Below are 24,780 nucleotides of genomic sequence, written 5' to 3' on the forward strand. Positions count from 1 at the left end.
AATAATTGTGCAGTGCAGCAACGTGACCCATATAGGGGACGTTGTCACTGATCACTGCCATCCCGGTAATGATTGCCAGGAGCCATTATGAGATCGTTGTCGGATACGCTGGAGCGGCTTGCTCGCTTGAAATCACTGGATCGCGAGCACACCGACACGCCCAGCAATCTAGAGGAACTGAGCACTTTCGGATCCAATCCCGGAGCACTGGCCGCCAGGATATATATCCCCTCCCTGCTTCCCAAACGCCCGGCCCTCGTCGTCGTTCTCCACGGATGCACGCAGACCGCCTCCGGTTATGACCACGGCGCCGGATGGTCGAAACTCGCCGAACGCCACGGCTTCGCGGTCCTCCTGCCCGAACAGGTGCGGGCCAACAACGGCAATCTCTGCTTCAACTGGTTCGTTCCGGGCGACACGCACCGCGGCCAGGGCGAAGCGCACTCGATCCGCCAGATGATCGATGCCGTGGTCTCCCGGCACGGGATCGACACCTCGCGCATCTATGTGAGCGGCTTGTCAGCAGGTGGCGGGATGGCCAACGTCATGCTCGCCACATATCCTGAGATATTCGCAGGTGGCGCAATCATCGCAGGACTGCCCTATGGCGTCGCCGCCACCGTTCCCGAAGCATTCGACCGGATGCGGGGACAAGGCTTGCCCGCCCCATCGACGCTGCAGTCGCGGTTGAAAACCGCTTCCTCCCATCAAGGACCTTGGCCGACCATCTCCGTGTGGCACGGCACCCAGGACAACACGGTGGCAGTCGCGAACGCGGCGGCGATCATCGACCAGTGGCGAGCTGTTCATGGCGTGGGCTCGCGGCCGGACCTGGAAGAAACGGTGGACGGTCAGTCGCATGCCGTCTGGAAGGATGCCCGCGGCAGGCAAGCCATCGAATATTACAGCATTGCCGGAATGGGCCACGGAACGCCGATCGATCCGGCGCTCGGCGACGAGAACGCCGCGCCTTATCTGCTGGATGTCGGCATATCGTCGACGCTTCATTCGGCAAAAAGCTGGGGCCTGCTTCGCGAAGGCGTAGAGCCGTTGCGGGCAAAGACCGGCGGCCCCAAGCGGGCATCGGCTTCTTCCCAGGAAGCAAAAGAGCCTGAAGGTATCCAGCAGATCATCGAGAATGCACTTCGCATGGCTGGCCTGATGCGCTGACAAGGCCGGAAAAATAAGCGCGGCGGCGGCCAGGGTAGAGGGAATGGCCGCCGCCGGATGCTCCGGCTTAAACGCCGGAAGCAGCGATATCCGCGTCGAGACGTTCGCGAGCCTTTTTGGGCAGTTTCGCGGTTTTGATGGCCTCCAGGTTGGCAGGAGCGTTGCCGACAACGATGAGGCCGATCATGCCCATGCCGACATGCGGCGCGCATTTCACGGCATAAGCGCCCTCGACGTCGAACGTGATCTTCACGCTTTCGTTCATCTGGCCCTTGAAAGGCTTTGCGCCTTGCGGGATCAGCCCGTCGATGGTTTCAGCGTTGTGGGACTTGTCGGTCGGGATGAAGGTGACGGTGTCGCCCTTGGCGACCTTGAGGGAACTCGGCTCGAATACCATCGCGCCGTCCTTGCCCTTGTTGAGCATTTGCACTTCGAAATCGGCAGCCGAAGCCACCGTCGCACAGACAGCCGCAGCGATCACCGCGCCGACCAGGGATGCCAAAATCTTCTTCATTTTCATACTCCTTTTCTGGAAGCCGTCGGCTTCGTTGAATTCACACTAGAGCAAAAAAACCGGTCCTCTTTGACCTGCGACAAACGGTTCGGAGTTTGCTCGCGGCCCGCTTTGACGTCGGGCTGGGCGCGGATCACGATCACGTTGTCCAACCCGCCTGGCGAAGCGTCTTGAGAAGTGGCGCATACCACCGGGTGGACTTGACCAGGCGGAAGCCCAGATTGTCCGGCGGCGTCCCGACCGCGCAGCCACCGCCTTTCGGATCGCGGATGAAGGAACTCATCGGCGAGCGATGCGGGCCCACGGTCACGTAGACGCCGCAGATCTCCTCGGAGGCGCGAACGGACCCGTTCACGTAAAGATGGACCCTGCGATGGCAGGTGGAGGTCCATTCCCAGATGTTGCCGCCAAAGTCAGCCAGGCCATATTCGTTCTCCCCGAAGCTTCCCGTCGGCCGGGGCACGGGATCGCCGGTGGCCCGCTCGCGCGCTTCGCGCTCGTAGTCGGCAAGCCACCGCAGCGCGGGGTTCTTGCTGTCCGTATCGAGGCCGAGAGCATCGTCCGGGAACCTCTTGCCCGCGGCCTGAGCCAGTTGTTCGTCGGTTGGCAGGGTCCAGTATTCGCCGGTTACCTCCGAGAGCCAGCGGGTGTAAGCCGTGGCATCGTCGAAGCTCACGCCAGTGGCGGGAACGTCCGGCCTCGACGAGATCGCTTCAGAGGATTTGCAGGCGCCCGCGGCGACGCACTCCCGGTATTCCGAGGCGGTGACGTGGTTTTTCATGATAGTAAGGCTCGACGCCGTTACCACCGTCTTCATCGGCGGATCGATAGGCGCCGTGCCCTTCAGAAACTCTCCATCGCTCCTGTAACTGTAGCTGCGAGGAGGAACAACGACGGTTGCCGGCTCATAAACCGCGCCCTCTGGGGGCGCGGGCTTCATGAAACCCACCTGGTGGAAGATACCCGCCGCCAGCACGGCGATCAGCGTGATCGGAAGCCCGGTATGGAGGAGCGAGAGCTTTGGCCTGTCGTATGTCCATCGCATGTTCGCCTCCCGAGGCGAAATCTGGCTTGCAGGGGATGAAGGCCGGCCGGGGGCATGCACATTCATGCGCCCGGCCGTTTCCGATCAGGTGCCGCTCGGCGCCAGGACCGACGTCATCAAGTCGTCGTTCCAATCACCGGTGACCTTGAAATGTGCCGCAGCGCCCAGTTCGAAGGCCTCGATCAGGTTGTGGTTGACGTAGGCGTATATGCCGGGCTGCTGGAAGGTGTAGAACGCAGCGCCTGCTGCTCCGCCCGGAATGAACCATGTTTCCTGGTCGAGTTCCGGAGGGTTGGCGAACTTGCCCGTAGCCCAGACATAGTCGCCGTGCCCGCCTATAAGGTGAGGCCGCGTGTCGCGGTTTGCCTGCGAATGGACGATGAGCACCTTCTCGTTGACGGCGGCCGTCATGGCGTCCTGGCCCGTCAAGGCGCCGACCGCCCCGTTGAAGACGATATGCGTCGGGGTCAGCGTCCGCATCACCTTGAGCGTGTCTTCATAGGCTTCGCCGGCGCTGTCGTATTTCTTGAACTTGCCGTTCTCGTCGCGCGGGACGTAGAAATCCTGTTCACCCACGTAGTAGATCTTGTCGTAGGTCAGCGGTTTCCCGTTGCCGTCCTTGAGGCCATCGCGCGGGAGCACCATGATGGCACCGTTCATGCCCGAGGTAACGTGCCACGGCACCATTCCGGGAGGCGCGCAGTGGTAAACGAAGACGCCGGCCTTGGTTGCCTTGAACCTGAGAATAGTCTTCTCGCCGGGGTTCACCACCGTCAGCGCTCCGCCGCCCAGGGCGCCGGTGGCCGAGTGGAAGTCGATATTGTGCTGGAGTTCGTTCGTGTCGGGGTTGATGAGGGTGAGCTCGACATAGTCGTCCTGATGGACAACCATGAGCGGACCCGGAACCGACCCATCGAAGGTCATCGCATTGATTTCGGTGCCTTCCTTGTCGATGACGAGCTTCTTCTCCTGGATGGTCAGCGTAAATTCGACGACCTTCGGCGGGCCATCGGCTTTCTGAGCATGGGCATGGACGAAAGGCGGATTTACGAGCTCGATCTTCTCGCGGCGGAGGCGCGAGAGGTCGCCCGGTTTCATCTTTGCGGGAGGCGCTTCGTCCGCGTGGGCAAAGGAAGCCTGCACGACAGGTGCGATCGCGCCAACGAAGGCTGCCCCCGCAAGGATCGAGCGTCTGGTCATCTGAATCTTGTCGGTCATGGTTTCTTTCCTTCGGAACAAGGGGCGGAGTAAATCGCCGTCCTCTGGAAATAGAATTTATGTCTACACCGACCTCTTCTCTTTGACGTGAAACAAACAGGCGATGGGCATTTGCTTGCGCTTTCACAAGAAAACGGGGGAATTTCCTATGCGCGGCTGGCTGTGAAAGTATCGCCGGCAGATTCGAGCTTCGTGTTCTTCAGCCTAAAGAGCGTGGCGGTGGATCGAATCCCGGTCCAAGTGCATGCCCCAGCCAGGGGCGTCCGGGATCTGGGCCGTCCCATCGACGAGCTTTATCTTCTCCTCGTAGAGCGGCGTGAACCATTCCACGTATTCCAGGGAATGGGCGGTCGGGACATGCGCCAGCAGCTGCAGGCTCATTTCGGGGAAAAGATGCGACGAGATCGGCAGATCAAAGCTTGCCGCCAGAGCGCCGACGCGGGAAAATTCGGTGACGCCGCCAACCCGCTGGAGATCCGGCATGAGAATGGAAGCGGCACCCGTCTCGATCATCCGCCGGAAACCGTAACGCGTATATTCATTCTCACCGGACGCGATCGGCATGCGCAGGGCTTTTGCCACCTTGGCCGAATCCTCCAATGCGTGGGCCGGCACCGGCTCCTCGAACCAGACGATGTCAAACGGCGCCAGCGCGTCGCCGAGCCTGATCGCCGCATCGACGCCGAGCACCTGGTTGGCATCGATCATCAACCCGATATCGCTGCCGATCGCCGCCCGAACTGCCTTCACGCGCGGCAGGTCGACATCGACCCGCCCCGCAAGCCGCAGCTTCATCGCCTTGAAGCCGGCTGCGACAAACCCTTCCGCCTGCCGGACAAGCGAAGGAATATCCTGGGTCAGCCAGAGGCCGCCGCTCGCATAGGCCGGAATGGTTTCCCGGCACCGGCCCAGCATCCGCGAGATCGAAAGCCCGGAGCGCTTGGCTCTCAGATCCCACATGGCACCATCGATCGCCGAAATGCCCATGATCGAGACGCCGGTGAAACCGATGAAATTGATACGCCGCCAGGCGTCCTGCCAGAAGGCGCCCGTATCGTCCGGGTCGCGCCCGATCACCGCATCCCGCAGCACATGCACCATGCTGTCCAGAAGCTTCAGCTGTTCCGGTCGGATGGTGAAGATCAGGTTTTCGCCCTGCAATCCTTCGTCGGTGACGAGATCGACCACGATGCAGGAGAATTGATGAATGGTCGCCGTGGCATTGCCGAGCGGCTCTGTAAGCGGCAGGGTGACGGCGGTGGTGGTGAGATCGGTGATTTTCATGGGATCGTTACCGGTTCGCGGAGCGCGGAGGTTCGGTGTAGATGGGATCGTCGACGAAACCGCCCCCCTGCCACTTGGCTTGTGACGACCCCTTGTCCGGAATGCCCGGATTGCGTTCCAGTTCCGAACGATAGATCTCCGAACTGTCCTTCGGAACCCAGCCCAGATAGGCGGAAGCGGAGTTGTCCCACCATTTCGGCTGATTGTCCGAAACGCCCCAGATCGTCGGGCAGCCTAGATAGGGAGCCTTGAAGACCCTCTCCGCGAGCGACGCCATGTCGTCGAAGCTCAGCCAGATCGACAGCATCCGCACCGTCGTCGGCTTCGGCCAGCAGGCGCCGATGCGGACGATCGCCGTCTCCTGGCCGAATTTGTGAAAATACATCTGCGCCAAACCCTCGCCGAAGCATTTCGAGACGCCATAAAGGCCGTCCGGCTTGGTGGGCTGATCGACCCCGATGAACTGGTCCTGCCGATAGAAGCCGACCGTATGGTTGCTGCTAGCAAACAGGATGCGCGGTTTTCCGTGCTTTCGCGCCGCTTCGTAGAGATTGTGCAGGCCGCGGATATTGCTGTCGAGAATGCTGGCAAAGGTGTTCTCGGAAGGAATGCCGCCGAAATGCAGGATGCCGTCGCAACCCTCCACCGTGCGCAGGACGGCATCGGAATCCGCCAGGTCGCAGGCAAAAGGTTCCTCGTTGGCCGCAACATCGTCCAGAGGGGAGATATCGGAAATGCGGATGACCTCCGCGAGGTGCCCGAGCCGCTGGCGCATGGCCTTGCCCATGTTGCCGGCCGCCCCCGTGATCAGAAGCCGCTTCATCCCCGTTCCTCCTCGACATGCTGCCTGCAATTTAGAAGGTGCCTAGAATGCACGTCAACTCATAATATGACCCGAAGATCGAAATAGGATATCAAGGCAACGGCCGCGCGCCCCCGAAGTCAAAAGAGCGCGAGACGCATTATTTTCTAGGCCAATATCAGTTGACGAGGATTATCTTTTCCGTCTTCATACAACGCAGCAGTCATGTGACGTCATACTCACTTGAGTGCCTGGAATGGAGGAACCCCAGATGAAATGGATGAAGCATGTGGCTCTGGCCACGGCTCTGACGCTGTCTGCGCCGGTCGGCGCATACGCAGATACCCCCGCCGACCAATTGATCGTCGGCCTCAGCATGAACAATATCCTGACCCTCGACCCGGCAGCGATTTCAGGCCGCGAGGCGACAGGCGTCATCGCCAATCTCTATGATACGCTGGTGGAACTCGCGCCGGACAAGAAGACCGTCAATCCGGGTCTCGCCAGCGCCTGGACGGTTGCGGATGACGGCTCGATCACCTTCACGCTGAGGGATGGCGCGAAGTTCACGTCCGGCAACCCGGTCAGAGCCGAAGACGTCATCTGGTCGATCAAGCGCAATATCAGCCTCGGCCTGGTCGGCGCGGGCGTCTGGTCGTCCTTCGGTTACAAGGCCAACAATATCGACCAGCTGCTGACGGCCGACGGCAACAAGATCACCCTCAAGCCGGCTCAGCCGACCGATCCGCAGCTCACGCTCGACATTTTTGGCAAACCGGATGCCAGCGCGGTCATCGACATGAAGACCGCCATGAGCCACGAGGCGAACGGCGACAAGGGCGCGGCCTGGCTGAAGATCAATATTGCCGGTTCCGGCGCCTTCAGCCTGACGCGCTGGGCCTCCAACGAAATGCTCATCCTGACGCGCTTCGACGATTACTGGGGCGAAAAGCCGAAGATGAAGCGGGTGATCTTCCGGCACATGCCGGAGTCCCAGACCAAGCGGCTGATGCTGGAAAAGGGCGACGTGGACGTCGCGATCGGCCTTTCGGTTCCCGATATCGCCGCACTTGGCAAGAACAAGGACGTCGAAGTGCAGAGCACGCCGAGCTCAGGCTTCTACTTCCTCGCCGTGAGCATGAAGGACGAGCGCTTCAAGAACCCGGATGTGCGCCTCGCGATCCGCCACCTGATCGACTATGACGGCATCAACAAGTCGATCATGCCGAACTACGGCACGAAGCGTCTTCGCCCGGTCGCCGAAGGTGTCGTCGGCAGCTTGGCCGATCCGGACTACAAGCTCGATGTCGCCAAGGCAAAGGAACTGCTCGCCAAGGCGGGTTATCCCGACGGTTTCCCGGTCAGGCTGCTGACGCTCAACGAGCCGCCTTTCACGGACACCGCCACCGCCATCCAGGCAACCCTCGCCCAGGCCGGCATCAAGGCCGAGATCGTCCAGGGCGCCGGCGACCAGATCTATGGCCCGATGCGCGAGCGCAAGTTCGAAATGCTCGTCGGTCGCGGCGGCGGCGGCCAGGAGCCGCATCCGCATTCCAACCTGCGCGCCCTCGTCATCAACCCGAACAACGCCGACGACGCCAAGCTCAGCGGCATCATCGGCTGGCGCACGTCCTTCTTCGACCAGCAGCTGAACGACATGTCGGCCAAGGCACTGGTGGAACGCGACCAGGCAAAGCAGAAGACGGCCTATGAAGACATCCAGAAGCGATACGAGGAACTCGTTCCCGCGCTGCAGCCGATCTCGGCGGTCATCGACAGCGTCGTCTATCGCGCCGACGTCAAGGGTTATGTGAACCACTACGGCTGGACGGTTCGTCTGCGCAGCGTGTCCAAGCAGCGCTGACCAATCAAGCTATCAGTCCCTCCCAGGACGGCGCTCGCAACTTCGGTTGCGGGCGTTTTTTATTTTCCGCGAACGCTCGGGCCGCGGAAACGAAAAAGCCGGCAGGGTGGACCTGCCGGCTGATGCACTCGGGAGGGAGGTGTGGAGGAAGGTGGCTTATTCAGCCGCCTGCGTCCCGAGAGCGTTATTGCGATAGGGCTCGCAGAGAGCCTCCATCATCTTGACTTCTTCGGCGGTCAGGTCGGTCAGCGGCGCGCGAACCGGACCCGTATCGAAGCCCATCAGCCGCACGCCGGCCTTGATGGCGGAAACCGCGTAACCCTTCTGGCGGTTGCGAATCTCCATGAACGGATAGAAGAAGTCGATGAGGATCTGGTTGGTGGCGGCCGTATCCCCGGCCCGGAGCGACTTGTAGAACTTCTGGGCCAGCGCCGGGACGAAGTTGAAGACGGCCGACGAATAGGTGGTGACGCCGGCACCGAGATAGGCGTCCGCAAAAAGCTCGGCCGTCGGCATGCCGCCGAGATAGGTCAGGCGGTCGCCCATGACCGCGGTGATCTTGCGCACCAGGCCGATATCCCCGGAACCGTCCTTGAAGCCGACCAGGTTGGGGCAGGCCTCGCAAAGGCGAGCCAGCGTTTCCGCCGTCAGGATCGAATTGTCGCGGTTATAGACCATCACGCCGATGCCGACCGACTGGCAGACGGTCTTGATATGCTGGTAAAGGCCTTCCTGGCTGGCATCCATCAGGTAATGCGGCAGCAGCAGGATGCCGTCGGCGCCGGCCTTTTCGGCAGACTTGGCGATCGAGACGGCGATACGCGTCCCATAACCGCAACCGGCAACGATCGGCGTGCTGCCGGCCGAAGCCTTGGCGGCGACGATGATCTCCGGAATTTCGGAGGGCTCCAGTGAAAAGAACTCGCCCGTGCCGCCGGCGGCAAAAAGCACCGAAGCATCGAAGCCGGCCAGCCAGCCGACATGCTGCTCGTAGGCCTTGCGGTTGAAGAGGCCATCCTTGCCGAACGGCGTGACGGGGAACGACAGGAGGCCGGCGCCGAGCGCATGCTTCAGTTCATTTGGATCCATAGACATGACAGTCCCTTCCTGGTTGATTTCCAGAAGGCTACCAAGTCATATTATGACTGTCAATAGTTGTATTATCTTTATGGGCGACTCAAGGACGCCGTATCAGAGATCGATAGCGTTGCTGGCTCCCCTTGAGATGCATGCGCATGGCGTCGCGAGCAGCCGAATCATCGCCATCTGTGATTGCGCGGGCGATACGGGCATGTTCATCCTGGATCTGCGCCAGGTATTCAGGCGGCGAAATCTCGACCTCGCCCTCCTGCAGCAGCGATCGCGGGATCATCTGCTTGCCGATCGCCTCCAACAGCTCCCGGAAACGCGGGTTGTTGGTCGCGTCCGCAATGGCCAAATGGAAAGCCCGATCGCTTTCAATCGTTGCCGCACCGGCGGCGATCTGCCGCTTGATCGTCTCGAGACATTCGAAGATCAGCTCCTGCTGCGCCGGTGACGAACGGACCGCAGCAAGACCCGCAGCCTCTATCTCGATCGCAGCGCGAACTTCCAGCATTTCGATGATGGAGGAAACGCGGTTGGCATCCACGGTGCGGAAGCCCGCCTGCAGCCCGCCTTGCGGCGCCAGAACGAAGACGCCGACGCCGTGGCGGACCTCGACGAGATTGTCGGCCCGCAACGAAGCGATCGCCTCGCGGATGACCGTCCGGCTGACCTCGTATTGCAACGTCAGCCCGCTCTCCGTGGGCAGTTTGTCACCGGGCTTCAACGCGCCGCTCGCGATCGCATCCCGCATCCGCCGGCCAACCGTCTCGACCAGATTGCGGCCTTTTCGCGAGGGTGCCTCCCCGGTGATGTTATCTGCTCTCTTCAACGTCTGCCCGCTCCCTCGCTTTGGCATTTCAGTCACTTAGAGGGGTAAAACCCCACGGCATTGTCAAGCGCAGGTCAAGAAATTTATTGACGTCCGGCCATGGACCTATAGTATGAGATGACCTATGAGGTATGATGACATGGCGGACCGGCGCATATCCACCGACGGCCCGTCCACGAGGGAAGAATGCTCAAGAGACTGCTTTTAACCGGCGCCGCGGGGGGTGTCGGCCGGGCAATCCGGCCGATGCTGAGGGAGATCGCCGAGCACGTCGTGCTGTCGGACATCGGTGAGATCGCCGATACGGGCGCGGGCGAAACCTTCGTTCAATGCGATCTGGCGGATGCCGCAGGTGTCGCAAAGCTGGTCGAGGGCGTCGACGGGATCATCCATCTCGGCGGCATTTCCCTCGAAAAGACGTTCGACCTCATCGTCCAGGGCAATATCGTCGGCCTCTACAATATCTACGAAGCCGCCCGGCACAACGGCCTGCCGCGCATCGTCTTTGCAAGCTCCAACCATGTGATCGGCTACTATCGGTGCGATGAACGGCTCGACAACACGGTCGTGCCGAAGCCGGACTCGCTCTACGGGGCTTCGAAGGTTTTCGGAGAGGCGATTGCCAGCCTCTATTTCGAAAAATTCGGACAGGAGACTTTGTCCGTCCGTATCGGTTCGTGCTTCGAAAAACCGGCCAACACGCGCATGCTGGCGACCTGGCTCAGCTACCGTGATTTCTTTTCCCTCTGCCGGCGCGCCTTTGCTGCGCCGCGGATCGCACACACCATCGTCTACGGCGCCTCTGCCAACGACGAGCAGTGGTGGGACAATCGCAATGCCGCCTTCCTCGGCTGGAAACCCGAGGACAGTTCCGCAAGGTGGCGCGTCGAAGTGGAAACGGCAGCCGGCAGGCAGGACCCGACCGATCCCGCCATCATCTATCAAGGTGGCGCCTTCGCCTCGGCCGGCCATCCGGACGATGCGTGAAAGACAGACTTCCGCCGCCCGACGGGCGGCTCCGATCCGGCCCTCGCCGGGTCCCGACATGAAATGGCGGAGGTTCGTCCCTCTGCTTCTGACAGGAGGAATTTCGTGAAGATCGTAGACGTCAATGTGCGCGTATTCTCCCATACCACGCGCCGTCACCAGGATACCGCCGGCCATGCCCATCCGGGCCCGCCGCACAAAGTCAACCTGGCGCTGCTGACCATCGTCGATGACGACGGTGCCGAAGGCTATTGCTTCGCTCCGCCGGAAATCGTTCGCCCGCATGTGATCGACAAGTTCGTCAAGAAGGTGCTGATCGGCGAAGATCCGTTCGCGCGCGAAAGGCTGTGGCAGGATCTCGCACACTGGCAGCGCGGCAGCGCCATGCAGCTGACCGACCGGACGCTCGCGATCATCGATTGCGCCCTGTGGGACCTTGCCGGCCGCAAGCTGAACATGCCGGTTCACAAACTGATCGGCACCTACCGCGAAAAGATCCCGGCCTATGGCTCGATCATGTGCGGCGACGAGCTGGAAAACGGCCTCGCAACCCCGGAAGATTACGGCCGGTTCGGCGAAAAGCTCGTCAAGCGCGGTTACAAGGGCATCAAGCTGCACACCTGGATGCCGCCGGTTTCCTGGGCGCCTGATGTCAAGATGGACCTCAAGGCCTGCGCCGCGGTCCGCGAGGCGGTCGGCCCGGATATCCACCTGATGATCGATGCCTTCCACTGGTATACCCGCACGGAAGCTCTGGAACTCGGCAGGGGCCTCGAAAAGCTCGGCTTCGACTGGATCGAGGAGCCGATGGACGAGCAGAGCTCGGCGTCCTACGCCTGGCTTGCCGAAAACCTCGACATTCCGGTCCTTGGTCCGGAAAGCGCCGGCGGCAAGCATTTCAGCCGCGCGGAATGGATCACCAGCAAAGCCTGCGACATCCTGCGCACCGGCGTCCACGACGTCGGTGGCATCAGCCCGGCGATGAAGACCATGCATCTGGCCGAATCCTTCGGCATGAACTGCGAGATCCACGGCAATGGCGCTCCGAACCTGATCGTCGCGGCCTGCACCAAGAACGCGAAATGGTACGAGCGCGGTCTGCTGCACCCGTTCCTCGAATATGACGACGGCTTCGAATACCTGAACGCCCTCGTCGACCCGATGGACGAAGACGGTTTTGTTCATATTTCCGACAAGCCGGGCATGGGCGAAGACATCAACTTCGACTTCATCAACGCCAATCTGGTTGAGTGAACCGTTTATTCTGCCTCCCAAGCAGGAAAGAGAAGCCCGGTCCCGTTGTGGCCGGGTTTCTTGTTTTTGCAGTCATACAAACCTGTCGCCCGTGGATGACCCGAGTATCCAATGACGGATGATGGAAAACCTTCGCGCGGGACATGCTCGCCTCCGTCGATGGAATCAAACCCGTTGATTTCCGGCCTTCGGCCAACACTCTGGAGCCCCGCGCAGTTTCCTGCCGTGGCTCTGTCAAAGATCGGAGAGCCCACACGAATGCGGAACCTCGATTGATTTTTTAGTAGTGGCTCCGCATTCGCGTGGCCTTCGGCGTCTTGTCGAGGCTTCCGGCCTCTACAGGTGATCACCTCGCCTCGCTGCGTGGCTTCGTTCGCGCCCGTCCTTTCGAGACAGGCCTGCCACTTGCACGGCTAATCCGAACCCGGCCCGGTGGCCAGGGGGAGGCTTGATAGGAAGGCTTGCCTTTCAGCGCACCGTCCATGGCTTTCACCTCCCTCACCTTCCCCGCACGTTACGGATCGAATGAGGGCGCCGGCCTCCGCCTGCCCGCGAACGTCTCGCGAAACACTCCGGCGACGGAAGCGGGAGAATTGTAGGCGGAAAGCTGGAGGCCGTGGATGATGACGCGGTTAAGTCATTGGGGATGCTGGAAGGCTGCGATAAATTGTCCACGGGGCGAACACCGAAAGACAGCATTGGAAGGTGCATCCCGCCATACCCCCCTCTGTCCTGCCGGACATCTCCCCCCTTGAGGGGTAGGGTGAGGCAGCGCGGCATTCTTAACCCTCCCCCTTGTGGGGAGGGTGGCCGGCAGGCGGGAGGGGTTTTGATGCTGGATGAGTCCCCTCCCCAACCCTTCCCCACAAGGGGGAGGGGCTCCTCGCACCGCCCCATGCATTCATATGCGATCACCAGTAAACAGAAGCAGCCCGCATCCGCGAAGGACTCGCCCTCCAGCCCACCTCACATCACCCGATCGAGCCAATCCATCGCATGATCCTGCTGGTCAACCGGGAATGCATGGGCCGCGCCGGGCCAAAGCCGCGTTTCGAGGCTATGTTCCGCATCCGCGGCCGTCCAGATCGCATGAAGTTGCTCCTGCGCTGCCACGGCGGCAGGCTCCGGAAAATGCCGGTCTTCGGCGCCGCTGAAAATCAGCGCGGGTTTCGGCGCGGCGAGCCCTGCAAAATGCGGGTAGTCGAGCTTTCCGGCGATCGGCGGATGCAGCAGGGAAAAGGCCGACTGTCCACGAAGCTGGTTGTTGCCCGGCTGCATGAGGCCCTGCAGCGTCCCCATCCAGCCGCCGGCGACGCAGGCCTTGGCGTCGTCCGAAAGTGCCGCCACCTGCCACGCGCGCGAGCCGCCCAGCGAATACCCGAAGCTCGCCACACGGTTTCCATCGACGCCGGGCAGTGCGCGAAGCCATGCCATCGCCTCGAGGTCCTCGAGCAGGATGACGGAGGCGTAGGAAACCCCGAACTGCATGAGGTTGGCCGCCAGCGCCTGCTGCGCTTCGTAACCGTTGCCTTTCCGGCTACCCCAGCCGAGCGCGTCGGCGCAGAGCACGGTATAACCGCGCCGGGCGAGTTCGTTGCCGACATGCCGGCCGCCGTAAAGTCTGGCCGCCCATCGATCCGTGTCCGCTGCGACCTCGGAAGCCTCGCCGGAGCGGCGGATCATCTTCTCCTTGCCGATCGAGAAGAACGAGCCGTGGTCGTGCAGCAGCAGCACGGCAGGCGTAACGTCATTCGTATCAGGACGAAGGAGATAGGCTCTCGTCGTTTCGCCGTTCGAAAAGCCAAGTTCGAGCTCCTGGCCCATGCGTCCGTCTTCGGTCCACTCCTTGATGACCGACGCGCTTGCGGGCGCGATCCGCCCGACACCGAGTGCCTGCCGCACCTTGTTTCGTGTGCGGTCCTTCCAGTCTGGAAAGCTTTCCGCGGCCGGGTGGAAATTCCAGTCGAACGAGAGATTGTCGCGCAGCCTCGCTGCGAGGCTCGACATGTTCTCGCTGTCGATCATGGCTCCTGCCGCAACCGTTCGAGCATCCGGTCGCGGCTGTCGCCCAGGTGCTTGCGCATCGCCCCGCGCGCGCCTTCCACGTCACGGGCTTCGATTGCCTTGAGAATGGCACGGTGTTCTTCATTGACGCGGGTGAGATGCACGGAGAGGCTCGCGTCATCGACCGCATGGGTCGAAAGCCGCATGCGCGGCATCAGGGTTTCGCCGAGATAGTTGAAAATACGGAAAAAATGCTCGTTGTGGCTGGCGGTGGCTACGGCGCGGTGGAAATCGAAATCCGCCTGCGTGTCCCGGCTCGCACGGCGGACGGCAACATCCATCGCCTTGCAGGCCGCGGTCATGGCCTGGATATCCCCCTGGGTCCGCCGGTCGGCGGCAAGTGCCGCCGCTTCCGATTCGATGCCTATACGCAATTCGAGGCCCTTTACCAGGTTTTCGACCAGCATCAGGTTTTCGTCGCCAAGGCGGAAAGGCGTGACACCCGCGTCCTGGCGAACGAAGACGCCGATACCATGATGGATCGAGACGAGGCCGCTTGCCCGAAGATTGGCGATCGCCTCCCGGACAACCGTCCGGCTGACGCCCAGCTCGTCGATCAGCGCCTTTTCCGTCGGAAGCTTCGATCCGCGCGGATAGTCCCCAAGCTTGATCCGCTCGGCGATCGTGCGCACGACCTGCGAACTCAGGGTCTCCCTGCGGCGCCAGGTAGAGGATGGGGCTTCGGCTGTCATCGGGCACTCCATGGCGTCTCGGATGTGAAACTCAGACAGCGTGGTCGTATTCGAGGCTCGCCTGGATCAGTTCGCGGGCATAGGGATCCTTGGCCTGACCTGTCGCCAGCACGTCTCGGCTCATCACCTCGACCACGCGACCATGCTGCATTACCGCCAGCCGCTCGCACATATGATCGATCACCGCAAGATCATGGGAAACGAAGAGATAGGTCAAGTTGCGTTTTGCACGCAGATCGGCGAGCAGATTGAGCACTTCCGCCTGCACCGAGACGTCGAGCGCCGAGGTTGGCTCGTCGAGGAGCAGGATGCGCGGCTCGAGAATGAGCGCGCGTGCGATCGCCACGCGCTGGCGCTGGCCGCCGGAAAGCTCGTGCGGAAAGCGCGACAGGAAGGCCGGATCGAGGCCGACATCGATCAGAGCCCGCTCCATGCGTTCGACCTGGCGGTCCATGCGATGGATGCGGAGTGGCTCCTGAAGCGCGGTGCGGATCGACTGGCGCGGATGCAGCGAACCGTAGGGATCCTGGAAGACCATCTGGACCGCACGGCAATATTCGACGAAGGGCATGTCGTTGACCGACCGTCCCTCAAGCTGGATGTCGCCCTCCCAGAGATTCAGGAGACGGGCGATGCAGCGCAGGATGGTCGACTTGCCAGAACCGGACTCGCCGACAAGCCCGAAGGATTCGCCGGCCTCGACCGAAAAGCAGACATCGCCGAGAATGCGCTTCTTCGCCGAGCTGTAACCCAGATCGATCGAGAGGTTGCGAACGTCGATGGCGGTCATGCGCGCACCTCTTTGGTCTCTTGGGAGATGGTTTGGCGGTTCAGGACCGGAAGCGGCTTGCGGCTGCCGCCGATATGCGGCTGCGCGGCAAGCAACCCTTGGGTATAGGGATGCGTGCAGTTGCGCATGTCCCGGGCCGCCCGCTCCTCGACGACCTCGCCATGGCGCATGACCAGAACGCGGTCGCAGAAATTGCGCACCAGGTTGAGGTCGTGACTGATCATGATGAGGCCGATGCCCTTGTTGGTCACCAGTTCGTTCAGGATGTTGAGGACCTGCATGCGCACCGTGACGTCGAGCGCGGAGGTCGGCTCGTCGGCGATGATGATCTGCGGCTCGGGGATCAGCATCATGGCGATCATGATGCGCTGGCCCATGCCGCCCGAGACTTCATGCGGATAAAGGCCGAACACCCGTTCCGGATCGCGGATCTTCACCGCTTCCAGCATTTCCAGCGTCTTCTGCCGGGCGACCTGCGCCGAGGCCTTGTAGTGAACACGATAGGCCTCGGCGATCTGGTCTCCGACGCGATGCACCGGGTTGAGCGAGAATTTCGGATCCTGGAGGATCATCGAAATGCGTCGACCGCGGATCGTCAGCATCTGCTTTTCGTTGGCGGAGATGAGGTCGATGCCGCCGAAATCCATGCGGTCGGCTTCGATCTTCGCGGTCGGCAGGAGCTTCAGCAGCGCGCGGCCGATCGTCGACTTGCCGGAACCGGATTCGCCGACAATGCCGAGCCGCTCGCGGCCGAGATCGAAGGAGACGCCCTTGACGACGGTGTTGTAGGTCTTGCCGCTGCGATAGCTGACGCGGAGATTTTCGACCTTCAGGAGTGCCTGGCTGTTATCCATGGGGGAAAATCCTAACGCTGTTTCGGATCGAGCGCGTCGCGCAGGCCGTCGCCGAGAAGGTTGAAGGCAAGGCTGACGAGCAGGATGGCGCCGCCCGGGAAGGCGACCAGCCACCAGTTGTCCAGCATGTAGCGCCGGCCGGTGGCGATCATCGCGCCCCATTCGGGAAGCGGCGGCTGGGCACCGAGACCCAGGAAACCGAGGCCCGCGGCAGTCAGGATGACGGTCGCCATCGAAAGCGTGATGCGCACCAGGACCGAAGGCAGGCACATCGGCATGATCGACTTGATGATGATGCGCAGTGACGACGCGCCCTGCATGCGCGAGGCCGAGATATAGTCGGCGCCTCGGAAGGTCAGCGTTTCTGCACGTGCGAGGCGGGCGATCGGCGGCCAGGTGGTGAGACCGATGGCGATGATCGCATTTTCAAGGCCGGCACCGAGGGCCGCCACGAAGGCAAGCGACAGGATGAGGCTCGGGAAGGACAGGAAGATATCGGTGATCCGCATCATGATCGTATCGTACCAGCCGCCGAAATAGCCGGCCGTCGTGCCGACCAGCAGCCCGATCGGACCGACGATCACCGAGACGATGGTGATGATCGTCAGGCTGATGCGCGTGCCATAGATGATGCGGCTCATGATGTCTCGGCCGAGCTCGTCGGTTCCGAACCAGTGCTCGGCGCTCGGCGGCTTCAGCGTATTGCCAAGATTGATGACATTCGGGTCATAGGGCGCGATCAGCGGCGCGACGATCGCCGTCAGGACCAGGATGGTGATGACAATGAGGCCGAAACCCGAAGACGGGTTGCCGAGAAGCTCGCGGATGACGGCGAGCAATCGGCGGAAGGCCGAATTTGGGTTTGAGCGAGTACCGTTCATGGCCACGTCCTGCATGTCGAGAGATTGAGCTGCCATGTCACCGCGTCCTCGGATCGAAGATCTTGTAAAGCGCGTCGGAAAGCAGGTTGAGCGCAATGAAGATGATACCGACCAGCAGCACGCAGGTCATCACCGCGTTCATGTCGCCGATCAGCATGTTGTTGGTGATGTATTGGCCGAAGCCCGGCCAGGAGAACACGGTCTCGATGAGCACCGCCCCTTCCAGCAGGCTGCCATAGGCAAGCGCCACGATCGTCACCAGCTGCACCCGGATATTCGCGAATGCGTGGTGCCAGATGGTGCGGCCCTTCGAGAGCCCCTTCACCCGCGCCGTGGTAACGTATTCCTGGTTCAGCTGGTCCAGCATGAAACTGCGGGTCATGCGGGTGATATAGGCCATCGACGAATAACCGAGGATGCTCGCCGGCAGCAGCAGATGGTTGACCGCATCCCGCAAGACCTCCCAGTCGCCGGCGATGATCGAGTCGATCAGCAGGAAGCCCGTCGTTTCCGGTACGAGGCCGATATAATAATCCGACAGACGGCCGCCGCCGCCAACCAGATCCAGCGCCGCATAAAAGATGATCAGGCCGATCATGCCGGTCCAGAAGATCGGCATGGAATGGCCGATCAGGGTGAGGAACCGGATGATGTGGTCGACCGGACGGTTGCGGCGCACGGCTGCCAGAATGCCGAGCGGAATGCCCAGGCCCGCCCCGACGATGATCGCGAAGGTCGCAAGCTCGATCGTCGCCGGCATGACATGCAGGATGTCGTTGATGACCGGCTGCCCTGTCCGGATCGACGTCCCGAAATCGCCGTGCAGCAGATCGCTCACATAACGAAAGAACTGCTGGTAGAGAGGAAGGTTCGCGCCGATCCGTTCCGCGACCGTGTCGTATGTGGCCTGGTCGGCCTCTTCGCCGACAATGGCGCGGACCGGATCGACGGGCATCAGCCGTCCGATGCAGAAGGTCAGGATCAGCAAGCCGAGAAGGGTTGCCAATATGGTGCCGGCCTGCCGCGTGAAAGCGGTGAGACGCTCGTTGTTCATGGGACTTCCTCAGAACCGTACCGGATGCCGCGGCGCGGCCAGACCACGAGGCCCACGCCGCGGCAGCCGAGGATTATCGTTCTTTCTTGACGGTGCGAAGCTGGGTGGACCAGGACGGGTTCAGCTCGAGACCCTTGATGTCGGCCCGGAAGCCGACGCTATCGACCACTTCGGAGAATGGCTGAATCGGCGGCACCATATCCGCATAATAGGTCTGGATATCCTGATATTCCTTGATCTGCTTGTCCTTGTTGCCTTCGACGAGAGCGTCATCGATCATCTTGTTGATCTTCTCATCATAGAAGGACGTGCGCCAGCCCTGGAAATTCGTCAGCTTCGCCTCATCCGCATTGTTGGGATTGTAGACGATGGCGCGGAAGTTCGAGTCCGGATGCGGCAACTGGCCGCCGCCGCCGCGACCGACCAGAAGCTCATATTTGCGTTCGCGCATCGCGCCGTAGATCTGGTCGCCGGAACCGGTGACGATCTCGGCCTTGATGCCGGCCTGCGCCAGCGTCGCCTGGATGGCGGTCGCAAGGCTCATGAACGGCACGTCGGAAATGGCGCGCAGCGTGGTCGAAAAGCCGTTCGGATAACCGGCTTCGGCAAGGAGTGCCTTGGCCTTTGCGATGTCGAGCTTGTAGCCCGCATTCGGCAAGGCGCCGAAAATGCCCGCCGGAACGGGACGATCGCGCAGCTTGCCGAAATAGGGCAGCACGCTGTCGTTCAAGCCCTGGTAGTCGATGAGATAACGCAGCGCCTCGCGAACCTTCGGCTTCTGGAACTTCTCATCCTTCATGGAAACGGCCAGATAATAGAAGCCGCTGCCGCCATTCGTCTGGATCTTGACATCCTTGCTGCTCTCGAGCGCCTTCAGGTCAGCCGCCGACATGGAAAAGGCGATGTCGATATCGCCCTTTTCGAGCATCAGCCGCTGGCTCTGCGATTCCGCCAGATGGCGCATCATGATCCGGCGCATGGCCGGCTTCTCGCCCCAGTATTTCGGGTTCTGCTCGAGCGTGACGCGCTCGTTCGACTGCCACTGGCCGAGCGTGAACGGACCGGAGCCGGCGGAATTGTTGGTGAGCCAGGCGGCGCCCATGTCGCCGTTCTTGTCGTGCTCCGTGACCGCCTTCATGTCGAGGATGGAGCCTGGGCCGACAATGCCGAGCGTCTGCACGATGACCTGCGGGTCGACCTTCTTCGGCAGCTTGATGACAACAGTGCCGTCGTCCGGAGCGGTGAAGCTTGCATCGGCATTGGCGGCGGAGAAGCCGTGGGTCTTCAGGAATGAGGCCTGCGCCAGGTTGAGCTTCATCAACCGCTTGAAGGACCAGACCACGTCCGCCGAAGTGACCGGGTTTCCGGAAGCGAAGGTCGCCCCCTTGCGCAGCTTGAAGGTGATCGAGCCGTTGTCGTCGGCGACCGTCCAGCTTTCCGCCAGCTGCGGATTGACCTGGGCGCGATTGACGGCATCGAGCGCCACAAGGTTATCATATATGTTTGTGAGAACCTGTACGGTCTCCTTGCCAGTGATGGCAGCGGGATCGAGCGTCAGGATATTGGTCATCGAGAAGCCGACGACCAGCATATTGGGCGGGGTTTCGGCATAGGCAGGCTGGAAAAACAGAGTGGAACCGAGCAATACAGGTCCCATTATTCTCGATAGCGGCGTCATGGCCGTCCTCCCTTGGATTGCCGGTCTCCTCCCGGCAGATAGATAATTGCGATCCAAGAGATATGATGTCTTACGACACCTGTCAATCCGAAATGCCGCCTTCACCGACTCCTTGCGAAGTCGCCGCGAACAAGCACCAGACATGTTTCGGAATCTGATTTCTGAAGCACAGGAGGATAATCGCATATGAGGATGTATGGCGGCGCGTGGAGCCCCTCCCCCTTGTGGGGAGGGGTTGGGGAGGGGATCTTCGCCCCGGATCAAACCCCCTCCCGCCTGCCGGCCACCCTCCCCACAAGGGGGAGGGTTAAGAATGCTGCGCCGCCGCGCATCCCATATGCGATTGCCCAGCCAGTCGCCGGCCTGAGCCGCGCGGCTGATCAGCCGGCCATGTCGAAAATCGATGCGCCGATGAAGCGTTCCTGATCGCTGCCGTAATTGTAATAGTAGACGCTCAGCAGTTTCCCATCCGGCCGCACGACCGTGCGTGGATAGCCGAGATCGGACATGCCGCCGTCGTCGCGGATGATGATGTCCTCGCTCCAGGTCTTGCCCTCGTCGGAACTGACCCGGGCACGCAGGCCATAGGGCGCATCGCGATAACCGAACACCAGCGCCAGCCGACCGTCCTTCAACCGGTTGATCGTCGGCGGATTGCCGGCGTAACCGGTATTCGGCACCGGCCGGCCGATCAATTCCCAGCTCTTTCCCTCGTCGCCGGAGGTATAGGCCTCGATCCAGGCCTTGCGGTCCGGGCCGCGACTTGCCGTCGAGCATCGCGCCAGCGTCAGCACCTTGCCGTCCTTGAGCCGGATCGACGCCGGCATGATCGCAAAACCTTCCGGCTCCTCCCCGACGAAGCTCTCGAAACTGAAGCTCTTGCCGCCATCGCGGGTGCGAACGCAGAAGACCTGGCCTTCCTTGCCGTTCGGCTTGGCGGCACTCAGCAGGAAGAGCGCGTCATGCTTGCCGAGCGGCACGATGTCGGTGCGCGCCGAAATGCCAGGCAGGCCGAAATCGCCGAGCCGGTAGGGACCGCGCCACGTCCTCGCCCGGTCGTTGCTGACATAGAACCAGCTGATCGCACCGCCCAGCAGGCCGGTGCGGGCGCACATGACGATGGTTTCAGGATCGGTGAAATCGATCGGCTGGTCGAGCGGGCGAAGGTCCCGTTCGATGTCGATCTTCGGCTGGGCCTCGAGTTCCGGAAGCACATGTTCGTCACCCGAAAGCGTCTGGCTGCCGGGTACGAAGGCGTTGAACCGCTCGATCGTCCAGGTCTCGCCGCCATCCATGCTACGGGCCTGCACCGGAATGAACGGCCTGGTCTTGTCGCGCGCATGCAGGTTCTCCGCCTCGCCGCGAAACCCCTGGACAAAGATCGTCACCGCCTCACCACCCCAGAGCCAGAGGCCGTAATTGGCCGGCCATGCAGCAAATTCGTCGGGTTTGCGGTAGACTTCGACATTCTTGATCGCATCTGACGTGATCACAGGCATCCTCCTTGCCGCCGAGGCGGCTCATTCATTTCACTATCGATGATCAGCCCTTGACGCCGCTGGTCACGGCGCCGTCGATCACGTGTCGCTGCGCCAGAAGGTAGACGATGATGACCGGCAGGGTGATGAGGGTCGCCATCGCCATGACGACGTTCCAGCGCGCATCCGGTCCGCTCTGCAGGAGCTGCAGGCCGATCTGCAGGGTGGCCATCTCCCGGTGCGAGTTGAGGATCAGCGGCCAGACGAAGTCGTTCCAGGCGCTCTGGAAGCTGAGCACGCCCAGCACGGCGAGCGACGGCCGGGCCAGCGGCAGCAGGATGCGCCGGAAGATCGTGAACGGCGAAGCGCCGTCCAGCTTGGCGGACTCCTCGTATTCCATCGGGATGCGGGTGAAGAACTGCCGCATCATGAAGATGCCGAACGGGGTTGCGGCGGTCGGCAGGATCATGCCCCAATAGGTGTTGAGCAGGCCGGTGCCGCCATTGCCGAGCCAGTCGTTGCCGCCGGCAAACGGGATCTTCTGGACGATCAGGAAGACCGGCACGATCTGGCTCTGCGCCGGCACCATCAGCAGGCCGACGACCAGCGCGAAGATCAGGTTGCGGCCGGAAAACTGCATGCGGGCAAGCGCGTAACCCGCCAGCGAGCAGAAGATGAGGTTCGAAACCGTCGAGCCCAGCGCGTAGATCAGGCTGTTCACCAGCTGCCGGCCGGCATCCGGCGAGGCCATGGCATCAAGGTAGTTCTGCCATCGCAGACCGTCCGGAACGAAACTCGGCGGAAACCGGAAGATTTCCTGGTCGCCCTTGAACGAGGTCGAGACCATCCAGAGGAAGGGCATCACGGTGGCGAGCGCTGCAAACAGCAGCAGCAGGTAACCGATGACGTTCATCACGTCGAAGCGCGGGAATTCCCGTCTCCGACCGCGGGACGCGATCTGTCGTTCCATCGCTGCGGGTTGTGCAAGATCGGTCACGCGTCTTTCCTCCGCATGATCCGGGTCCCGATGATCGAGAATGCCAGGATGGTCAGGAAGAGTATGGTCGACATGGCCGCGCTATAACCGAACTCGGTATAGCCGAAGGCCGTCTGGTACATCTGGTAGACGACCGTTTCCGTCGAGCCGAGCGGCCCGCCCTGCGTCATCACGTAGATCGCGCCGAACACCTGGAAGGTCTGCACGATCAGGATGATCAGCAGGTAGAAGGTGACGGAACTCAGCATCGGCACGGTGATGCGCAGGAAGATGTCCTTGCCCTTGGCCCCATCGAGACGCGCCGCCTCGTAGAGGTCGTTCGGGATATCCTGAAGGCCCGCCAGATAGATGATCATCGCGGTGCCGAAATCGCGCCAGATCGCCATGATGATCAGCGAATTCATTGCAAGGCTGGGGTTCTGAAGCCACGGCTGCGGCGGCAGGCCGACCCGGGTCAGGACACCGTTCAGCGGCCCGGCATAGGGCTCGTAGACATAGGCCCAGACGACGGCGGCCGCGATCAGCGAGGTCAGAACCGGCAGGTAGAAGATCGTCCGGAAAGCCATCCGTCCCGGCACTTTTTGATTGAGGGCGACCGCGGCCAGCAGGCCGAGCACCATGGTCGGGAAGGTCACGCCGACCGTATAATGGATCGTATTGCCGACCGCCTGCTGGAAGCGCGTGTCATTGAACAGCTTGATATAGTTGTCGAAGCCGACGAAACTCGTCGGCTTCAGGAACGAGACGTCGGTAAAGCTCATCAAAAGCGTCGCCACCGCCGGCAGGAGAAGCGACAGGAACAGAATGACGAGCGCGGGTGCGAGAAATGCGTAGGCGCTCCAGTTCTGATGGAAACTGACCGTTTTGATCGGTCCGGATGTCGAGTTCCGAAGCGCCATACCCTGGTCCTCAGCCCTTTTTCAGCAATGTCTGCACTTCGTCCGCGGCCGCCTTCAGCGCCTTGTCGGGCGTGTTCTTCTGGAAGATGACTTCCTGAACGCCACGCGCAACGAGCGACATCATGCGGGGGAATACCGGCGTTGCCGGCGCGGTCGGCGGGGCGTAGCTCGCGGTCTTGATGAACTTGGAGAGGTAGGGGTCGGCCTGCACATCCTTGTTCTGCTGGGCGGACTTCAGGGCTGGCACGTTCTTGCTGGCGACCGCGAAGGCGACCTGCTGTTCCGGCGACATCGCAAACTCGACGAGCTTGAGGGCCGCTTCCTGGTTCGGCGCCCCTGCCCGGACGGCGAAGCAGAAGGGGTCGACAAGCGATGTGAACCCACCGCTCTCCTTCGGGAAGGGAACGACGTCGAACTCGACGCCGGCCTTCAGCGCGTTGTTGGTCGAATAGTTGCCCGCGACCAGCATCGCAGCGCGTTGCTGGTTGAACGGGTTCGCCATGCCGCCGGGCCCGACGCCGAAGCCCGCATCGGTAATCTTGTCCGTGACGACGAGGTCTTGCAGGAAGGTCAGCGCCTTGACGCCTTCCGGACCGGCAAAGCCCGGCGCCGACAGATCCGCCGTCAGCAGCGATCCGCCCGCCCCCTGCAGCAGCAGTGTGAAGAGTTCGAAGGCCTCGAGGTCGTTCTGGTAGAGCTGGATGCCGGAGACCTGCAGCATGCCGCCGCCCGGGCGCTTCGTAACAGCCTTTGCCCATTCGCGAAGTTCGGCCCAGTTCTGCGGCCCTTTGTCCGGATTGAGGCCCGCTTCGCTGATGAGCTTGCGATTGATGCCAAGGCCGCGCGAGGTGCCGTAGAGCGGCATCGAATATTGGCCCCCATCGACGCGGCCGTAGGCGAGCAGCGACGGGTCGAGATCTGCCGTCTTGACGTTTGGCAGCGCCTTGCCGAGTTCGACAAGCTTTTTGCCGGAAGCATAGGTGAGGTTGTAGTCCCAATGCTGAACGATCAGGTCCGGGCCGGTATTGCCGTTGATCGCCGTCAGCATCTTTTCATTGAGCTGCGACGGTTCGGCATAGAGGCTGGACTGTAGCGCCACTTCCGGACGTGCGGTCTTGAAAGCGGCTTCGAGCGCTTCGCCGGCGGCTTTCTTGCTGCCTGCGAGCTGCGACCAGAAAACCAGCTGCTGCTCGGCCGCGAGCGCCCGGCCGGAAGCCGACATCAGGATCGGCAGACTGGCGAGGCCGGCAGCGGTGCCTGACAGAAATGCGCGGCGTGTGGGCTTCATGGCATGCATGACATCGTTTTTCATCGTAAACTCCTCCCGATTTATCGACGAC

22 protein-coding genes are annotated in these 24,780 nt (G+C 61.8%); 4 read left to right on the plus strand and 18 right to left on the minus strand.

Going from position 1 to position 24,780, the window contains the following annotated elements:
* Nucleotides 1-87 precede the first annotated feature (87 nt).
* Nucleotides 88-1,170, plus strand: a complete 1,083-nt coding sequence (locus LZK81_RS18580) for an alpha/beta hydrolase family esterase (RefSeq protein ID WP_233954201.1) — start codon at nt 88-90, stop codon at nt 1,168-1,170.
* Nucleotides 1,171-1,237: 67 nt separating this feature from the next.
* Here LZK81_RS18580 and LZK81_RS18585 read toward each other — a convergent pair whose 3' ends face one another.
* The 5 genes from LZK81_RS18585 to LZK81_RS18605 all read right to left on the minus strand — a co-directional run bounded on the left by LZK81_RS18585 (nt 1,238) and on the right by LZK81_RS18605 (nt 6,054).
* Nucleotides 1,238-1,684 (minus strand): pseudoazurin, encoded by a 447-nt coding sequence (locus LZK81_RS18585; protein ID WP_233954202.1) that lies wholly within the window; start codon nt 1,682-1,684, stop codon nt 1,238-1,240.
* Between the two features lie 139 nt (nt 1,685-1,823).
* A complete protein-coding gene (locus tag LZK81_RS18590) occupies nt 1,824-2,729 on the minus strand; it encodes an SUMF1/EgtB/PvdO family nonheme iron enzyme (protein WP_233954203.1) in 906 nt (301 codons plus the stop codon).
* 84 nt (nt 2,730-2,813) lie between these two features.
* A complete protein-coding gene (nirK, locus tag LZK81_RS18595; protein WP_233954204.1) occupies nt 2,814-3,947 on the minus strand; it encodes a copper-containing nitrite reductase in 1,134 nt (377 codons plus the stop codon).
* A gap of 204 nt (nt 3,948-4,151) precedes the next feature.
* Nucleotides 4,152-5,231, minus strand: coding sequence for a mandelate racemase/muconate lactonizing enzyme family protein (locus LZK81_RS18600; RefSeq protein ID WP_233954205.1), 1,080 nt, complete (start codon nt 5,229-5,231; stop codon nt 4,152-4,154).
* Nucleotides 5,232-5,238: 7 nt separating this feature from the next.
* The gene (locus LZK81_RS18605; RefSeq protein ID WP_233954206.1) at nt 5,239-6,054 is read right to left on the minus strand and encodes an NAD-dependent epimerase/dehydratase family protein; all 816 of its coding nucleotides are present in this window, start codon (nt 6,052-6,054) and stop codon (nt 5,239-5,241) included.
* 259 nt (nt 6,055-6,313) lie between these two features.
* Between LZK81_RS18605 and LZK81_RS18610 the strand changes: the two genes are divergently transcribed.
* A complete protein-coding gene (locus tag LZK81_RS18610) occupies nt 6,314-7,897 on the plus strand; it encodes an ABC transporter substrate-binding protein (protein WP_418936507.1) in 1,584 nt (527 codons plus the stop codon).
* Between the two features lie 156 nt (nt 7,898-8,053).
* Here the strand turns inward: LZK81_RS18610 and kdgD are convergent, their stop codons facing one another.
* Both kdgD and LZK81_RS18620 read right to left on the minus strand, forming a co-directional pair.
* Nucleotides 8,054-8,986: a 5-dehydro-4-deoxyglucarate dehydratase gene (gene kdgD, locus LZK81_RS18615; RefSeq protein ID WP_046611233.1), complete on the minus strand. Its 933-nt coding sequence runs from the start codon at nt 8,984-8,986 to the stop codon at nt 8,054-8,056.
* A gap of 88 nt (nt 8,987-9,074) precedes the next feature.
* The gene (locus tag LZK81_RS18620) at nt 9,075-9,734 is read right to left on the minus strand and encodes a FadR/GntR family transcriptional regulator (protein WP_046604598.1); all 660 of its coding nucleotides are present in this window, start codon (nt 9,732-9,734) and stop codon (nt 9,075-9,077) included.
* A 264-nt stretch (nt 9,735-9,998) separates the two neighbouring features.
* On the opposite strand from LZK81_RS18620, the gene LZK81_RS18625 reads away from it, so the two are divergent.
* A complete protein-coding gene (locus LZK81_RS18625) occupies nt 9,999-10,799 on the plus strand; it encodes an NAD-dependent epimerase/dehydratase family protein (RefSeq protein WP_233954208.1) in 801 nt (266 codons plus the stop codon).
* Between the two features lie 105 nt (nt 10,800-10,904).
* A complete protein-coding gene (locus LZK81_RS18630) occupies nt 10,905-12,053 on the plus strand; it encodes a mandelate racemase family protein (protein ID WP_233954209.1) in 1,149 nt (382 codons plus the stop codon).
* A gap of 966 nt (nt 12,054-13,019) precedes the next feature.
* On the opposite strand, the gene LZK81_RS18635 is transcribed toward LZK81_RS18630, so the two are convergent.
* The 11 genes from LZK81_RS18635 to LZK81_RS18685 form a co-directional block, all read right to left on the minus strand.
* Nucleotides 13,020-14,078, minus strand: a complete 1,059-nt coding sequence (locus tag LZK81_RS18635) for a dienelactone hydrolase family protein (RefSeq protein WP_233954210.1) — start codon at nt 14,076-14,078, stop codon at nt 13,020-13,022.
* On the minus strand, nt 14,075-14,809 hold the full coding sequence (locus tag LZK81_RS18640; protein ID WP_046604214.1) for a FadR/GntR family transcriptional regulator: 735 nt from the start codon (nt 14,807-14,809) through the stop codon (nt 14,075-14,077). The genes LZK81_RS18635 and LZK81_RS18640 overlap by 4 nt, the downstream gene beginning before the upstream one ends.
* A gap of 31 nt (nt 14,810-14,840) precedes the next feature.
* The gene (locus LZK81_RS18645; RefSeq protein WP_037085688.1) at nt 14,841-15,599 is read right to left on the minus strand and encodes an ABC transporter ATP-binding protein; all 759 of its coding nucleotides are present in this window, start codon (nt 15,597-15,599) and stop codon (nt 14,841-14,843) included.
* On the minus strand, nt 15,596-16,453 hold the full coding sequence (locus tag LZK81_RS18650) for an ABC transporter ATP-binding protein (RefSeq protein WP_233954211.1): 858 nt from the start codon (nt 16,451-16,453) through the stop codon (nt 15,596-15,598). Before LZK81_RS18650 ends, LZK81_RS18645 begins: the two co-directional genes overlap by 4 nt.
* Before the next feature lie 11 nt (nt 16,454-16,464).
* A complete protein-coding gene (locus LZK81_RS18655; protein ID WP_370649435.1) occupies nt 16,465-17,349 on the minus strand; it encodes an ABC transporter permease in 885 nt (294 codons plus the stop codon).
* A 22-nt stretch (nt 17,350-17,371) separates the two neighbouring features.
* Nucleotides 17,372-18,388: an ABC transporter permease gene (locus LZK81_RS18660; RefSeq protein WP_046611227.1), complete on the minus strand. Its 1,017-nt coding sequence runs from the start codon at nt 18,386-18,388 to the stop codon at nt 17,372-17,374.
* A 73-nt stretch (nt 18,389-18,461) separates the two neighbouring features.
* Nucleotides 18,462-20,066 carry an ABC transporter substrate-binding protein gene (locus LZK81_RS18665; protein WP_418936451.1) on the minus strand — a complete coding sequence of 535 codons (1,605 nt, stop codon included), beginning with the start codon at nt 20,064-20,066 and terminating at the stop codon, nt 18,462-18,464.
* 380 nt (nt 20,067-20,446) lie between these two features.
* A complete protein-coding gene (locus LZK81_RS18670; RefSeq protein ID WP_418936452.1) occupies nt 20,447-21,565 on the minus strand; it encodes a sialidase family protein in 1,119 nt (372 codons plus the stop codon).
* A 43-nt stretch (nt 21,566-21,608) separates the two neighbouring features.
* On the minus strand, nt 21,609-22,541 hold the full coding sequence (locus LZK81_RS18675) for a carbohydrate ABC transporter permease (protein WP_233954214.1): 933 nt from the start codon (nt 22,539-22,541) through the stop codon (nt 21,609-21,611).
* Nucleotides 22,538-23,440, minus strand: coding sequence for a carbohydrate ABC transporter permease (locus LZK81_RS18680; protein WP_233954215.1), 903 nt, complete (start codon nt 23,438-23,440; stop codon nt 22,538-22,540). The genes LZK81_RS18675 and LZK81_RS18680 overlap by 4 nt, the downstream gene beginning before the upstream one ends.
* A 10-nt stretch (nt 23,441-23,450) precedes the next feature.
* Nucleotides 23,451-24,752, minus strand: a complete 1,302-nt coding sequence (locus LZK81_RS18685) for an extracellular solute-binding protein (RefSeq protein WP_233954216.1) — start codon at nt 24,750-24,752, stop codon at nt 23,451-23,453.
* Nucleotides 24,753-24,780: the final 28 nt, after the last annotated feature.

The organism is Neorhizobium galegae, assembly GCF_021391675.1.
In the GTDB taxonomy this organism is placed as follows: Bacteria; Pseudomonadota; Alphaproteobacteria; order Rhizobiales; family Rhizobiaceae; genus Neorhizobium; species Neorhizobium galegae_B.